This window comes from Ruegeria sp. AD5, assembly GCF_056542345.1.
The window spans coordinates 88478-102235 of sequence record NZ_JBQFZR010000001.1 but is presented as its reverse complement, the minus strand read 5'-3'; the positions used below and the strand labels follow the sequence as shown (position 1 = coordinate 102235).

Sequence of the window (13758 nt, the reverse complement as noted above, 5' to 3'; positions counted from 1 at the left end):
ATCGAAATGTCATTCGATAGTGTTACCGAAAAGATTGCACACTTTATTGGATCTTTTGATCTTACGATTGAAAAAGCCCGGTTGAGGGATCAGTACGAAGAGTTCACCGCCATGCGGCGCAAGGCGGAACTGGACGAACTGGAAGAACCCGCAAAGATCCGGATCAAGGCAGATCTTGAATTGGACCCAGGCAAATATGGTCCGCTTTCCTATCGGTTTGACACCCCCCCCGCCACTCCTGAACTTCCACCCCCAACCGACGGCCCTGAATTTGAAACGGTCGTTGTACTTGAACCACCACTCTCAGACGGTCCGCCGTTACCCGAAGCGACAACCGGCCTAGGTGCAACGTTTGTGATCGAGCAGCAGCTGGAGATTGTGACAGAGCTTATCGGGTCTGCTGTGACCTACACGTTCCAGACGATTTTCCTACGCGACAATGACGTTGTCGGCGAGGGAGATTTCCGCGATGTCGATCAGTTGATCGCATTGGCCGAGGCGGCTGCGCAGGTCGCAGCATCGATGCACGCGTTTGCCGTGCCCTCGTTCTCGATCTCGGACTACTTGTCGGTTGAATACGTCGAGTCTTTGGCCGAAGCGATGTTGGCCCCGATCAATGTCGAAGTTGAAGGCGCGGTTGTTTATCAGTTCCACAGCGAAGACGCGATGGGCGTGATCGTCAATGGTGAGTATGTGGACGAAGCCCCGGAATGGGAAGATCTTCTGCCTGCGCATCATAGACCGGACGAGGAAGAGGACGACGAAACACCCGATATGATGCCCGCAGAATGGGCTCAGGACGAGGAAGACGAATTTGCCGAAGGTCACACGGTGATCGCAGGCGGCAACCTTGCGATCAACGAGATGAACGCAACTGTGGCCTGGGTCGATGCGCCTTATATTGCGGTCGGTGGAAAAGCAATCGAACTGGCCATGGTGAGCCAGGTCGCCGTTGTATCTGACACAGACAAGGGCACGAATGGCGGCTCGGGCACCAATGTGGTGCACTCGTCGACGATCGAGGTCGAAGGCAACTCAGCCCCTTGGCTTAAGACAGGTTCAAGTGAAGACGATGCCCCGGCATATGTGCATGTTGATTGGATTACGACCGACCTGATCGTTGCTAATTTTGTCAAGCAGGACATCGACGCAACGGATATCGATCATATTGATACCGAGATTAACGCGACGACCACGCTGTACGCATTGGGCGACAACGAGTTGATTGATGTCACCAATATTCTTCAACTTGGCAGTTATTATGACCTGATCATGATCGAAGGTGACATGATATCGGTCGATGCGTTTGTCCAGACGCACGTATTATTGGATGACGATGTGGTGATGGGCGGATTGCCCGGACCCATCGATGGATCGGACGAGAACCTGGTTATGAACGAGGTTTCTCTCAAGAAAGAAGGCGAAGATACGTATCAGGCGATGCACGACTCCATGGCCGACGCCATGACCATGGGCGAGGACGACATGGCAGCGCTGGAAGAGGCGCTAATGAACGATCCGATGTTTGCTGGCATGGAGCAGATGCGGGTCCTCAAGATCGATGGATCGCTGGTTCAGGTCAACGTGGCCGAGCAATCGACGATGCTTGCCGATCAGGATGACGTATATCTGAATGGTCCCCACGCGGACGAGACCGAGGTTCTGGCAGGCAGCAATGCGATGCTGAACGCCGCCAATGTAACCAAGGCCGGCGTGGATTCGGTTGTTATGGCTCAGGATGGGGCATTTTCTGACCTGCTACTGCATCAGGCAAGCCTGCTTGACATGCCCACGAATGAAGACATCGCCGAGATGACCAACGAGGCAATCGCCGCCATCATGGAAGAGGCGGGTATGCCAGGTCACGACAATGGCATTGGACCTAACGGTAACGATCTCACGCCAAGCGAAATGGCGAATTCCTCTGATGGCCTGCAGACCATGCTGGCCTAATATTTCCTGATTTACGAGTGACCGGAAGGTTAGTTTATGTCGATCGTTTTTTCGTCGCGCCGCACCCGTTTTGCAAGTCCATTGGACCGGCACGGAGGCGGAGGCCCATTGACCCTGGAACCCCGAAATCGGGTAGCAAAACCAAATGAAAGTAAACTTGCAAAAACAGCGTCCCGCCTGCGTTTGACAAGTGATATGCAACTGGCAGAACCCGAAACCAAACCAGAGACCCCGGAAGCAAGTGACACCCCGGTTGCCGGGCCCGCGAAACGATCGCGGCAATTAGAAGCGCCTCAGGCGACGACACAACCGGATGATCCGAGGCAGACCCAGGCAGAGCAGTTGGATCAAACATCACAACCGCGCGCTGGTTCTCCCCTTCGGCGCGCGTCGTCGCGGCCCGCGCAAGATAAGGATCCTGCGGGTGGCGACACTGGGGTGGCCGATACCGAAGCCCCCGATTGTGAAACCGCCGACCAATCGACTGCACGCATGACCCCCTCTGCGCCGTCGGATGGTAAAGACCGCATGGGCACCACGATCGAGGCCAAGGCCAACCAACCCTTGCTGCGCCCGGGGACGGGTGGTGGCGATGGCAAGGGGCCACCCCAAACATTCCACAAACGCACGCCGCCTGAGGATTTCCAGAAGACGCTGCGTACCTCACTGCGCGCCATCTGGCGCAATCTGGCTTTTGTGCTGGTGCTGACCTGCGCGACCAACGTCCTGATCCTAGCGATCCCGATCTACCTGTTTCAGATCAGTGACCGCGTTCTGACTAGTCGCTCGCTGGATACGTTGATCATGCTGACGGCAATCGTTGCCGGAGCAGTCATTTTTCAAGCCGCATTTGATGCCGTTCGTCGGTTCATGCTGATGCGTACAGCGGTCGAGGTCGCCGCCCGTCTTGGGGCCCCGGTTCTTAGCGCTGCGGCCCATGCCTCGCTGCACGGCAACGGACGCGAATATCAGACACTTGGGGATCTGCAACAGGTGCGGGGCTTTCTGGTCTCGGGCACTCTGATCTCATTTCTGGATGTACCATTTGCACCGCTGTTCATTCTGATGATCTTTCTGGTGCATCCGCAACTTGGGATGATTGTGGTGACGACCGCTGTGATCCTGATGATTATCGCGCTGATCAACCAGAAAATGACTGCCAAGCCCTTCGCCAAGGCCAACCAGGCGCAATCCCTGGCGAACCAGCATCTGGATTCAATGTCGCGCAACAGTCAGATCATCAACGCTTTGGCGATGATCCCCGAGGCAGTGCGCATCTGGGGGCGTGACACCGCACAATCGCTGACATGGCAGGTCAAGGCGCAGGATCGCAACGTGATCTTCGCGGCCATTTCGCGTGCCGTCCGTCTTTTGACGCAGATCGGCATTCTGGGCTGGGGCGCCTTTCTGGCCCTTCAAGGTGAAATTACCGGCGGTATGGTCATCGCCGCCTCGATCATCGCAGGGCGGGCTTTTGCGCCGATCGAAGGCTCGATTGAGGGTTGGAATACCTTCCTGCTGACGCGCGGCGCTTTTGGGCGGATCAAGGCTCTGCTGTCGAACTCGGCCCTGCAATATGAAAAACTGCGCCTACCGCGGCCTGAGGGGCGCTTGGATGTCGAACGCCTGCTATATGTCCCCGGCGGCACCAAGCGGGTGGTTCTGAACGGAATCACCTTTGCGCTGAACCCTGGTGAAACTCTGGCGATCATCGGGAATTCAGGCGCAGGCAAAACGACACTTGGTAAAACGCTGGTGGGTTCGATCCTGCCGACCTCGGGCAGTGTGCGGCTGGACCTGATGGATATCCGCAACTGGGATCCCCGCCAGTTTGGCGAAAATATTGGCTATCTGCCGCAAGACGTACAGCTGTTCCCCGGCAGCATCAAAGACAATATTGGCCGGATGCGTGCCGATGCCACGGATGAGCAGATCCACGATGCCGCCGTTTTGGCCGACGTGCACAACATGATCGCAACGCTGCCGCAGGGGTATGAGACTGTTGTGGCCGCCGACGGCTCACCTCTCTCAGGTGGCCAGAAGCAGCGTATTGCTTTGGCGCGTGCCTTCTTCGGCAACCCGCGTTTGGTTGTTCTGGATGAGCCGAACTCGAACCTCGACGTGGCAGGTGACAAGGCGCTTGCGCGCGCAATTCAGCAAGCAAAGGAAAGCAAGATCACCGTTGTAGTGATTACGCAAAAGCCGACTCTGTTGAATGTTGTCGACAAGATCATGCTGCTGACCGATGGGCGCGTGGCGCTGTTCGGGCAGCGCGAACAGGTGCTGGAACAGCTCAACGGGCCGCGCCAGCAACCGCCCGAAATACAGGGCAAGGGGGATTAAGCGATGAACGACGTGGCACGCACCGATGAAGGCGGTCTTTGGTACTCTGAGGTTCCGCGCTCGATCACCAAATTCATCGTGATTGGCTTTATCATGCTTATTGTCTGTTTTGGCGGCTTTGGCGTCTGGTCCTTCCGTGCACCTCTGGCCGCTGCAGTCATCGCGCAAGGCAGCTTTGTCGCGACCGGCCGCAACAAGATCGTGCAGCATTTGGAAGGCGGTATCATCGAGAACATTCTGGTCTCGGAAGGTGAATCTGTTCAAGCCGGACAGATCATGATGACTTTGGATCAGACCTCGGCCGAGGCGAGTGAACGCGAATTATTCATTCGCAAACTTCGCCTTCAAGCCATGACCGAACGGTTGCTGGCTGAGCATAGCGAACAGGAAACCCTCGTGTTTTCGCCCGGATTGATCGAAGCATCGGACGACGTCGAGGTCATGACGATCCTCGACAATCAGAAACTCAGCTTTGATGTATCGCGCAAGACACTGCTGAACGATATTGCTTTGCTGCAGCGCAACATGGAGGCGTTGAAAATTCGTGCGTCAGGATTTGAAGCACAATTGGTCAGCATGGAAAGGCGATCAGAGATTCTCGAGGAAGAATACGAGACCAAATATTCGTTGTTTGAAAAAGGATTAGTGCGCAAAGGTGATCTGAACACGATCCGCCGGGTGCAGGCCGAAGCCGAAGGTCAACTGGCGCGTTTGCGCGCAGAAACGGCTGAGGTAAACCAGATGCTGCTGAAGTATGAAGAGCAGATTCTGCGCACCCGCTCAGCCTACCGCGAGGCTGCGCTGGACGAGTTGGGCGTTATTGAAGCCGATCTTGAAAGTGTGCGTGAAAAAGCCCGTCAGGCCCGTAGCGTTCTGGCCCGTGCCGTTGTGCGTGCTCCGGTGACAGGCACAGTGGTGCGACTTCATCACCACACGCCGGGCGGGGTGATCGAAACTGGCGAACAGATTGCTGAGATTCTGCCCGCCGATGCGCCATTGATCATCGAAGCGCAGATCCCGCGTACCGAGATCGACAGCGTGGTCACCGGGCAGATCGCGACGGTGCGCCTAGTCGCGCTCAATCAACGGACAACCCCAGTGCTTGAGGGCGAGGTCTATTACGTCTCGGCTGACTCGCTTGTCGAGGATTCTGCCGGTATGCCGCAAGAGGTCTATCTGGCGCGCATTTCTCTGACCACGGAAGAGATGGGTCGCGTGCGGGGCTTCGTGCCGACACCCGGAATGCCCGCCGAGATCATGATCCAGACCGAGGAACGCACCTTTGCGGCCTATATCGCCAAGCCGGTGGTTGACAGTATGTCGCGTGCTTTCCGCGAACATTAAGCGCCTGAGTGTCTACACCTTCAATTTTCTGCATGTTAGCCTTTCACGGATTCATTTCCTGGAGGGGCGCAAATGCCATTGACGGTCAAAGACATGATGCAAGCTGCAAACGCGGTGGTTGAGCGTATCGATGCCAGCCGGGCCAAAGAACTGATCGGGCAGGGTGCCTTGTTGTTGGATATTCGCGATGCGCCTGAACTTGAAAGGACAGGGCGCGCGGTCGGCTCGCATCATATCCCGCGCGGGATGTTGGAGTTTCGAGCCGATCCCGAGCTGCCTTCCCATGACGCGGAACTGCGCAAGGACCGGGTGATCATCCTGCATTGTGCATCGGGTGGCAGGGCGGCGCTGGCTGGGAAACTGCTTAAGGATATGGGGTATTTACACGTCTACAATCTGGGCGGGTTTGCGGATTGGGTGAATGGCGGCGGCGAGGCGACCGGGCCAATGGATCGCGGGATGTAGCTACATATCTGACCCAAATCAAAGTCACACATATTCCGTTGCTGTAATGTAAAGGCCAGAAGCTTAAACACAGGATACTGGCCATGATACGCCTAGCAGCCACGCTTTATTCTTTGATCGCCACAGCCATCGCGGGTTCTGCCGTGATTGCGGTCCTAGCGGTTGGAATGGTGACCTGGATGGCCATCGTTTCCGCCGCAGCAGCAGGGGCGGTTGTTGCCGCGCCGGTGTCGTGGCTGGTGGCAAAACGCCTGTATCAAGGCGCTTGATTAAGCGTTAAAGAAGGTCCTGACTGCAGCTTCGAATTCGCGGGGTTTCTCGGCGTGCAGCCAGTGCCCCGCACCGGGAATTTTGGCGAAGCGAGCTGCAGGAAACAGGGTGCGAATCTGCTCTCGGTGTTCGGGCTGCACATAATCTGATGCTGCGCCGGACAGGAACAGAGCAGGGCCGTCCCAATGGGTCGAAATCTCGGGGAAGCCCATGATCTTTGGCATTTCGCTGGCCAGTACATCTAGGTTCAGCCGCCAGCGGCCTCCCTCAACATCCAAAGACTGCGTAAAAAAGCTCTGCAGCGCCTTTTCGACGCCCAGATCGGCCAGCTGTGCTTCGACATCTGAACGACGCTGAACGCGGGACATATCGACCGCCCGCATTGCCTCGATGAATTGAATCTGGCTGTGGCTGTATGCCACTGGTGCGATGTCTGCGACGACCAGCTTGCGCACCAGCTCGCCATATTCCAGCGCCAGCACCATCGAAGCTTTTCCACCCATGGAATGCCCGACGATATCGGCGATGCCGCCAACGCTGTCGATGACCTTTGCCAGATCATGCGCCAATTCCGGGTAGCCATGCTGAGCATCCCAAAAGCTGTAGGCGTGATTGCGCATATCGACGGCGATCACCTGTCTTTCGTCCGACAGTCGCCGCGCAATGACTCCCCAGTTGCGCGCCGAACCATAGAGGCCATGCGCTATCAGCAGGGGCGGATGATCGGTCGGGTCGCCATGGATGATCGTATTCAGCATGCTTCTGTGATACGCGTCACCGCGCGGAACAACCAGCCCCATTGTCGCCGGTGTGACGCGCGGCTACATTGTCCCGTCAGGAGGCGCCAATGACACAGGAAATCGATATCCAGACCCGGATCGCAGAGACCATTCGGTTGCTGCGTAAAAAGCTTGGCGTGAAAGACAAGACCCTGATTGCCTCGGTCCGGCGCGCAAAGCGGCGTTTGCCGCGCAAGGTCTATAAACAGGCCTTGGTTCTGGCAGAGGCCGAGCAGATGGCCGAGCATCCCAAACTGCGGATGGTTTTGGATATGCCCCGGCTCGAAAAAGCGTCGGACGAGGTGCAAGGCCACCTGAACGCGATCAATCTGGCAGATCGACGTTGGGGATGGTTCCTGAGCTTTCTTGGTTCGCTTGCGTTGGGCCTGATCGTGTTGGCGGCGTTGGCTGTGTTCGTACTACGATGGCGCGGGTATATCTGACCGCTGCACGCCTCAAAGAAAAACGGCGCCGATGAGGGCGCCGTTTTCTGTTCTAAGACCCGTATTGGATCAGAGATTCGGATAAAGCGGGTAGCGCGCGCAAAGTTCGGCGACTTCGGCTTTAACTTTGGCTTCGACCGCACCGTTTCCGTCTTCGCCATTTGCGGCCAGACCGTCGACCACTTCGATGATCCAGTCTGCGATCTGGCGGAACTCGGCCTCACCAAAACCGCGGGTGGTTCCGGCGGGCGAGCCGAGACGGATACCGCTGGTGATCGTCGGCTTTTCGGGGTCGAACGGCACACCGTTCTTGTTGCAGGTGATATGTGCCCGCCCCAAAGCTTTCTCGGTTGCGTTGCCTTTAACGCCTTTGGGGCGCAGGTCGACAAGAACCACATGGGTATCGGTGCCGTGGGTCACAGTGTCCAGGCCACCCTTGATCAGCTGATCTGAAAGGGCCTGCGCATTCACAACGACCTGCTTGATATAGTCCTTGAACTCAGGACGCAGTGCCTCGCCAAAGGCAACGGCCTTGCCAGCAATCACATGCATCAGTGGGCCACCCTGAATGCCCGGGAAGATGGCCGAGTTTACCTTTTTGGCAATCGCTTCATCATTGGTCAGGATCATGCCGCCGCGCGGGCCGCGCAGGGTTTTATGCGTGGTGGTGGTGGCCACATGCGCATGCGGGAAGGGCGAAGGGTGCGCGCCTGCGGCAACCAGACCGGCGATATGGGCCATGTCCACATGCAGATAGGCGCCGACCATATCGGCGATTTCACGCATGCGGGCAAAATCGATGACGCGCGGGATGGCCGAGCCTCCGGCGATGATCAGCTTGGGGTTATGTTCCTTTGCCAGCACTTCGATCTGATCATAGTCGATCAGGTTGTCCTGCTTGCGCACGCCATAATGTACCGCGTTGAACCACTTGCCCGACTGGTTCGGCGCCGCACCATGGGTCAGGTGACCACCTGCATCCAGCGACATTCCTAGAATGGTGTCACCGGGCTTGATCAGCGCCTGAAATACACCTTGGTTCGCCTGCGATCCCGAATTCGGTTGGACGTTGGCAAACTCACACCCAAACAACTGCTTGGCACGGTCGATAGCCAGGTTCTCGGCAATGTCGACGAACTGACAACCGCCATAGTACCGGCGGCCCGGATAACCTTCGGCATATTTGTTGGTCATGACCGAGCCCTGCGCCTCCATCACGGCGGCAGAGACGATGTTCTCCGAGGCGATCAGTTCGATCTCGTCGCGCTGGCGGCCCAATTCAGATGTGATCGAGCCGAACAGCTCGGGGTCACGATCCGCGAGGGACTGGGTGAAAAATCCGTTGTCACGAAGATTGGCGTTCATGTGCGCTCCGCATGGCTGGGGTGTATCTGGCGGATTTCCTATCGGAAACGACGTGTGTCAGAAAGGTTGTAAAGCGACGAAATGGCCCTCTATGGCGTCAACTCTGGCCTATTGCGGAAAGGTATGTTTGTTTCGGAACCAAATGTGCAGCACTGGAAACTATAAAACATGACAAAGAGAATCGCCTTTCTGGCCAGCGATGCCAAGGTTGCGCAGACCGCCCGGGATGCGCTTGTCGCGCGCTACGGAAATGCAGCGCCGAGAGACGCAGATGTTGTGGTGGCGCTGGGTGGTGATGGCTTCATGCTTCAGACGTTGCAGGGCGTCCAGCACTTGGACAAGCCGGTTTACGGAATGAATCGCGGTACCATCGGGTTTCTGATGAACGAATATGCCGAAGTTGATCTGATGGCCCGGCTAGCAGAGGCAGAGGAAGAAGTCATCAATCCACTGGCGATGACTGCAATTGACCAGGCGGGCCAAAAGCACCAAGCACTTGCAATCAACGAGATTTCGCTGCTTCGCGCGGGGCCGCAGGCAGCGCGGCTGCGGATCAGCGTGGATGGGCGGGTACGTATGGCCGAACTCGTGTGTGATGGTGCATTGCTTGCCACGCCGGCGGGTTCAACCGCATATAACTATTCCGCTCACGGACCCATTGTACCCATTGGCGCGGACGTTCTGGCATTGACGCCAATCGCCGCGTTTCGCCCCCGGCGGTGGCGTGGCGCCTTGCTGCCGAAAGTTGCGAAAGTCAGATTCGATGTGATCGAGGCTGACAAACGCCCGGTTATCGTTGCGGCCGACTCCATATCGTTTCCGGATATCGATTGGGTCGAGATCAGGTCTGAGATTGCGATCCAGCATCGTATTTTATTTGACCCTGGCCACGGCCTGGAAGAACGGTTGATCTCTGAACAATTTACTTAAATCTCAGCGTGTTGATCATTTTTCCACCGCTTGTGTGAACCAGTTCACATGCAACGCGATAAGGGTTTGCTAACTTCAAGATGCCCGGAGAACACGCCGAGGTGGAAGTGAGTGGCCATCTAAAGGTGTTTTCGAATGGTTGCGCAGTTTTCGCGCTGGCGAGGGTGGGTGGTGCTACGCTCGTCATCTTAATCCGGGCATATTTTAGTATGCGGACCCCGGGACAAAATCCCGGGGTCTATTTCATTTGTGAGGCCTGAGTGACGATGTCTCAGGTTTGCGCGCTCATTCGATCCCACAGAATCGGAGCCATCTGCCCCACACGCGCTTCGATCGCGACCGCTGCATCCACCGCCATATCCTCACACCAGCGTCGAGCAGCAATCTGAACATTGATCGGTTGCGGCCCATTCGGCAATTCGGCCAAGCGTGCGGGAACGCTGGCGGCGGGCAGCCCGAGGAAATTCATCGCATAAGAATAGACCGCGCATCCTAACACCTCATGAACGCCTTCCGCACCTTCGGTATCGCGATCAGGTTTAAAGAACGGCTGCGGCAGGAATGGAGACAGGACCAAAGGATATTTCTGCATGAATAGCGACCATTGGCGCGCATAATGGCTGCGTTGCGCCAACGCCTGAATCAGTTCGTCGCCTATGATAGGAGGAAACTCCTGAAAATAAACCTCGAAAATATCACGAATGGTTTGAGACCCGGCTGCCTCGATATCGTTTTTCATCAACGTCAGCACTTCACCCATCAGCGCGCGATAGCCGATGCGCCCGCATTCGAACACATCCGGCGGATCAATGTCTTCAACTATATATCCGGCATCTACCAGCGCCTCCCGAGCAGTACTTAGCGCTTTGTCCACTTCGGGGTGCAAAGCGTATTCGAACGTATTTTTGGTGAACGCAACTTTGATTGGGACGTCCGGCCCCGCGCCGCGCCAAGGCATTGGCACATGGAAGGGGTCGCGGGCGTCCGGGGCGATCAGGATGGGCATCGAAAGGTGCAAGTCCTTTGCGCTTCTTGTGATCAAGCCCTGTACCGACATCGATTGTGCCAGCATCCCGCGTTCTGCATTCTGGCTGGGGTTCCAGGCCGGTACGCGGCCCAGCCCCGGTTTCACTGTAACCGCACCATTGGCTGCAGCAGGGAACCGCAAGCTACCTCCGATATCGTTGCCATGAGCCAGTGCGCCGATGCCCGCCATGACCGCAGCCCCCGCGCCCCCGGACGACCCACCGGGCGAGATATGGCGGCCCCAAGGATTGTGCGTGCGCCCATGAAGTGGATTATCCGTGTCAGCGCGGAACGAGAATTCGGGCGTGTTGGTCCGCCCGATGACAATGGCCCCCGCATTGTGCAAGTTTGAAACCACCGGGGCGTCATCAGGGGCAATGACATCCTTCAAGGCAACCACACCATTTGTTGTGGCATGGTTCTTCTGGTCGACATTCACTTTGATGGTCACCGGTACGCCGTGCAGCGGCCCAACCGAGGCACCTTTGCGGCGCGCCTGATCAAGCGCAGATGCACGCTCTAACGCTTCTGTGCCCAGATCGTCCACGACAGCATTCAGCGAGGGATTTACCTGATGCATCCGCTCCAATGCATCACTGATCACCTCTTCTGCGCTCAACTCGCCAGCTTGGGTCAGCGCAGCCAATTCTGTTGCATCAAAACGCCAGATATCGCCCTGTGTCATGCTCGTCCTCCTCACCTCAAACTGAGGTGAGGAGGACCCAATGACAAGCCCCGCAATCGCAAAACGGATCCAACCTTCATCTGGCCAAAAATATCTCGGAGCGCGAGGCAGAGCCTCGCACACGCGCGACAGCGCAAATCGGTTGCGCCGTAAGGCGCTCCGCTTGATCGTACCGTGAAATTACTGCGCGTAGCCGATAGTTTGCAGGGCCACCGTGATCTCGTCCAGAATTGCTGGGTCATCGATTGTGGCAGGCATTTTATACGCCTTGCCATCCGCGATCGACACCATCGTACCACGCAGGATCTTGCCCGAGCGTGTCTTGGGCAGACGATCCACCACCACTGCTTTCTTGAACGCAGCGACTGGGCCGATTTTGTCACGAACCATCTGGACCACATCGGTTACCACCTCCGCGTGATTCCGATCGGAACCGGCATTCAGACACAGGAAACCGACAGGCATCTGGCCTTTCAGTTGATCAGATACCCCAATGACAGCGCATTCTGCCACATCGGGGTGAGCGGCCAACACCTCTTCCATCCCGCCCGTCGAAAGTCGGTGCCCGGCGACGTTGATCACGTCATCGGTACGGGCCATGATATAGAGATACCCATCTTCGTCGATCATGCCCGCATCACCGGTTTCGTAATAGCCGGGAAAATGCTCAAGGTAGGATTTTCTGAAGCGCGCCTCGGCATTCCACAGGTTTGGCAATGTGCCTGGCGGAAGCGGGAGCTTGACTGCGATCGCGCCCAACTCGCCCGGTTTCATAGGATGGCCGCCCTCGTCCAGAATCTGAACGTCATAGCCCGGCATAGGCTTGGCAGGTGATCCCAGCTTGACCGGAAGCTCTTCGATTCCGAGCGGGTTGCCAGCGATGGTCCAGCCAGTTTCGGTTTGCCACCAATGATCGATGACCGGAACTTTCAGCGCATCCTGCGCCCAGATGATCGTATCTGGATCAGCCCTCTCTCCTGCAAGATACAGAGCCTTAAGGCAGGATAGATCGTAATTCGCCATCAATTCTGCGCTTGGGTCTTCGCGTTTTACGGCACGAATGGCGGTTGGGGCGGTGAAGAAGCTTTTGACCTTGTGTTCGGATATCACGCGCCAGAAAGTTCCGGCGTCAGGTGTTCCGACGGGCTTGCCTTCAAAAACAATCGTCGTGTTGCCGTGGATCAGCGGGGCATAACAGATATAGGAATGGCCAACGACCCAGCCGACATCCGAAGCCGCCCAGAACACATCTCCAGGATCGACATTGTAGATGTTTTTCATCGTCCAGTTCAGTGCGACCAGATGGCCGGCAGTCGGGCGCACGACGCCTTTGGGCGCACCAGTGGTGCCGGATGTATAGAGGATATAGGCTGGATCATTGCCGCTGACTGGTACACATTCTGCGGGCTCGGTACCGTATTGGAAACCGTGCCAGTTGACGTCGCGCCCATCGATTAGTTGTGCGACTTCCTGCTCGCGCTGGAATATTACGCAAAATTCGGGTTTGTGGGCGGCCAGATCGATCGCGCCATCCAGCAGAGGTTTGTAGTGCACAACGCGTCCCGGCTCCATCCCGCATGAGGCAGCGATGATCGCCTTGGGTTTCGCATCGTCGATACGTACGGCCAGTTCGTTGCTGGCAAAGCCGCCGAATACCACTGAATGCACTGCTCCTAGCCGGGCGCAAGCCAGCATTGCCTCCAGCGCTTCAGGGATCATAGGCATGTAGATGATGACGCGGTCACCTTTCTCAATACCTTTTGCACGGAGCGCGCCAGCCAGATTAGCAACCCGATTGCGTAACTCGACGTATGAGATTTCGCGTTTGGTATGAGTAATGGGGCTGTCATAGATGATCGCGGTTTGCTCACCACGACCATTTTCCACATGGCGATCAACGGCGTTCCAGCACGTATTCACCTTGGCATCACTGAACCATTCGTAAAGAGGCGCATTGTCGTCAAACAGAGCTTTGCTGGGCGCTTGAACCCAATCGATCCCCTTGGCTGCATCCATCCAGAATGCTTCGGGGTCGTTCTTCCAGCTCTCGTAGACGTCCTGATATGCCATGATGGCCTCCTCCCAAATTCCTTGAGCTATGTGTTAGGCATCGTGGATGTTTCGAGCAAGCGATGCGCATAACGGCGCGTCAGTT

General features: G+C 56.8%; 11 protein-coding genes. 7 read left to right on the top strand and 4 right to left on the bottom strand.

The genetic code is table 11. The annotated features are described in order from the left end of the window. Nucleotides 1-6: 6 nt before the first annotated feature. From ACR0JG_RS00490 to ACR0JG_RS00470, 5 genes are all read left to right on the top strand, one after another. Complete coding sequence (locus ACR0JG_RS00490) at nucleotides 7-1953, top strand: type I secretion protein (protein ID WP_480567183.1); 1947 nt, start codon at nucleotides 7-9, stop codon at nucleotides 1951-1953. A gap of 36 nt (nucleotides 1954-1989) precedes the next feature. After that, on the top strand, nucleotides 1990-4296 hold the full coding sequence (locus ACR0JG_RS00485) for a type I secretion system permease/ATPase (RefSeq protein WP_480567181.1): 2307 nt from the start codon (nucleotides 1990-1992) through the stop codon (nucleotides 4294-4296). Between the two features lie 3 nt (nucleotides 4297-4299). Further along, nucleotides 4300-5640, top strand: coding sequence for an HlyD family type I secretion periplasmic adaptor subunit (locus ACR0JG_RS00480; RefSeq protein WP_170391969.1), 1341 nt, complete (start codon nucleotides 4300-4302; stop codon nucleotides 5638-5640). Between the two features lie 72 nt (nucleotides 5641-5712). Then, the gene (locus ACR0JG_RS00475; protein ID WP_170420870.1) at nucleotides 5713-6105 is read left to right on the top strand and encodes a rhodanese-like domain-containing protein; all 393 of its coding nucleotides are present in this window, start codon (nucleotides 5713-5715) and stop codon (nucleotides 6103-6105) included. An 83-nt stretch (nucleotides 6106-6188) separates the two neighbouring features. Further along, a complete protein-coding gene (locus tag ACR0JG_RS00470; RefSeq protein ID WP_170391965.1) occupies nucleotides 6189-6374 on the top strand; it encodes a hypothetical protein in 186 nt (61 codons plus the stop codon). On the opposite strand, the gene ACR0JG_RS00465 is transcribed toward ACR0JG_RS00470, so the two are convergent. After that, the gene (locus tag ACR0JG_RS00465) at nucleotides 6375-7133 is read right to left on the bottom strand and encodes an alpha/beta fold hydrolase (RefSeq protein ID WP_480567180.1); all 759 of its coding nucleotides are present in this window, start codon (nucleotides 7131-7133) and stop codon (nucleotides 6375-6377) included. Nucleotides 7134-7222: 89 nt separating this feature from the next. On the opposite strand from ACR0JG_RS00465, the gene ACR0JG_RS00460 reads away from it, so the two are divergent. Next, the gene (locus ACR0JG_RS00460; protein ID WP_170391953.1) at nucleotides 7223-7597 is read left to right on the top strand and encodes a hypothetical protein; all 375 of its coding nucleotides are present in this window, start codon (nucleotides 7223-7225) and stop codon (nucleotides 7595-7597) included. A 69-nt stretch (nucleotides 7598-7666) separates the two neighbouring features. On the opposite strand, the gene glyA is transcribed toward ACR0JG_RS00460, so the two are convergent. Next, entirely contained in the window at nucleotides 7667-8962 is a 1296-nt protein-coding gene (glyA, locus tag ACR0JG_RS00455) for a serine hydroxymethyltransferase (RefSeq protein WP_170648058.1), read from the bottom strand. A gap of 168 nt (nucleotides 8963-9130) precedes the next feature. On the opposite strand from glyA, the gene ACR0JG_RS00450 reads away from it, so the two are divergent. Further along, a complete protein-coding gene (locus tag ACR0JG_RS00450; RefSeq protein ID WP_480567179.1) occupies nucleotides 9131-9892 on the top strand; it encodes an NAD kinase in 762 nt (253 codons plus the stop codon). A gap of 271 nt (nucleotides 9893-10163) precedes the next feature. Here the strand turns inward: ACR0JG_RS00450 and ACR0JG_RS00445 are convergent, their stop codons facing one another. Both ACR0JG_RS00445 and prpE read right to left on the bottom strand, forming a co-directional pair. Then, complete coding sequence (locus ACR0JG_RS00445) at nucleotides 10164-11603, bottom strand: amidase family protein (RefSeq protein ID WP_480567178.1); 1440 nt, start codon at nucleotides 11601-11603, stop codon at nucleotides 10164-10166. Nucleotides 11604-11783: 180 nt separating this feature from the next. After that, nucleotides 11784-13673, bottom strand: coding sequence for a propionate-CoA ligase PrpE (gene prpE / locus ACR0JG_RS00440; RefSeq protein ID WP_170512222.1), 1890 nt, complete (start codon nucleotides 13671-13673; stop codon nucleotides 11784-11786). Nucleotides 13674-13758 lie beyond the last annotated feature (85 nt).

Excerpts from the sequence above, each read along its gene's own strand:
- ACR0JG_RS00490 (WP_480567183.1), top strand. The coding sequence starts at position 7 with ATGTCATTCGATAGTGTTACCGAAAAGATTGCACACTTTATTGGATCT.
- ACR0JG_RS00480 (WP_170391969.1), top strand. The coding sequence starts at position 4,300 with ATGAACGACGTGGCACGCACCGATGAAGGCGGTCTTTGGTACTCTGAG.
- ACR0JG_RS00485 (WP_480567181.1), top strand. The coding sequence starts at position 1,990 with ATGTCGATCGTTTTTTCGTCGCGCCGCACCCGTTTTGCAAGTCCATTG.
- ACR0JG_RS00475 (WP_170420870.1), top strand. The coding sequence starts at position 5,713 with ATGCCATTGACGGTCAAAGACATGATGCAAGCTGCAAACGCGGTGGTT.
- ACR0JG_RS00450 (WP_480567179.1), top strand. The coding sequence starts at position 9,131 with ATGACAAAGAGAATCGCCTTTCTGGCCAGCGATGCCAAGGTTGCGCAG.
- prpE (WP_170512222.1), bottom strand. The coding sequence starts at position 13,673 with ATGGCATATCAGGACGTCTACGAGAGCTGGAAGAACGACCCCGAAGCA.
- ACR0JG_RS00445 (WP_480567178.1), bottom strand. The coding sequence starts at position 11,603 with ATGACACAGGGCGATATCTGGCGTTTTGATGCAACAGAATTGGCTGCG.
- ACR0JG_RS00465 (WP_480567180.1), bottom strand. The coding sequence starts at position 7,133 with ATGCTGAATACGATCATCCATGGCGACCCGACCGATCATCCGCCCCTG.
- glyA (WP_170648058.1), bottom strand. The coding sequence starts at position 8,962 with ATGAACGCCAATCTTCGTGACAACGGATTTTTCACCCAGTCCCTCGCG.
- ACR0JG_RS00470 (WP_170391965.1), top strand. The coding sequence starts at position 6,189 with ATGATACGCCTAGCAGCCACGCTTTATTCTTTGATCGCCACAGCCATC.
- ACR0JG_RS00460 (WP_170391953.1), top strand. The coding sequence starts at position 7,223 with ATGACACAGGAAATCGATATCCAGACCCGGATCGCAGAGACCATTCGG.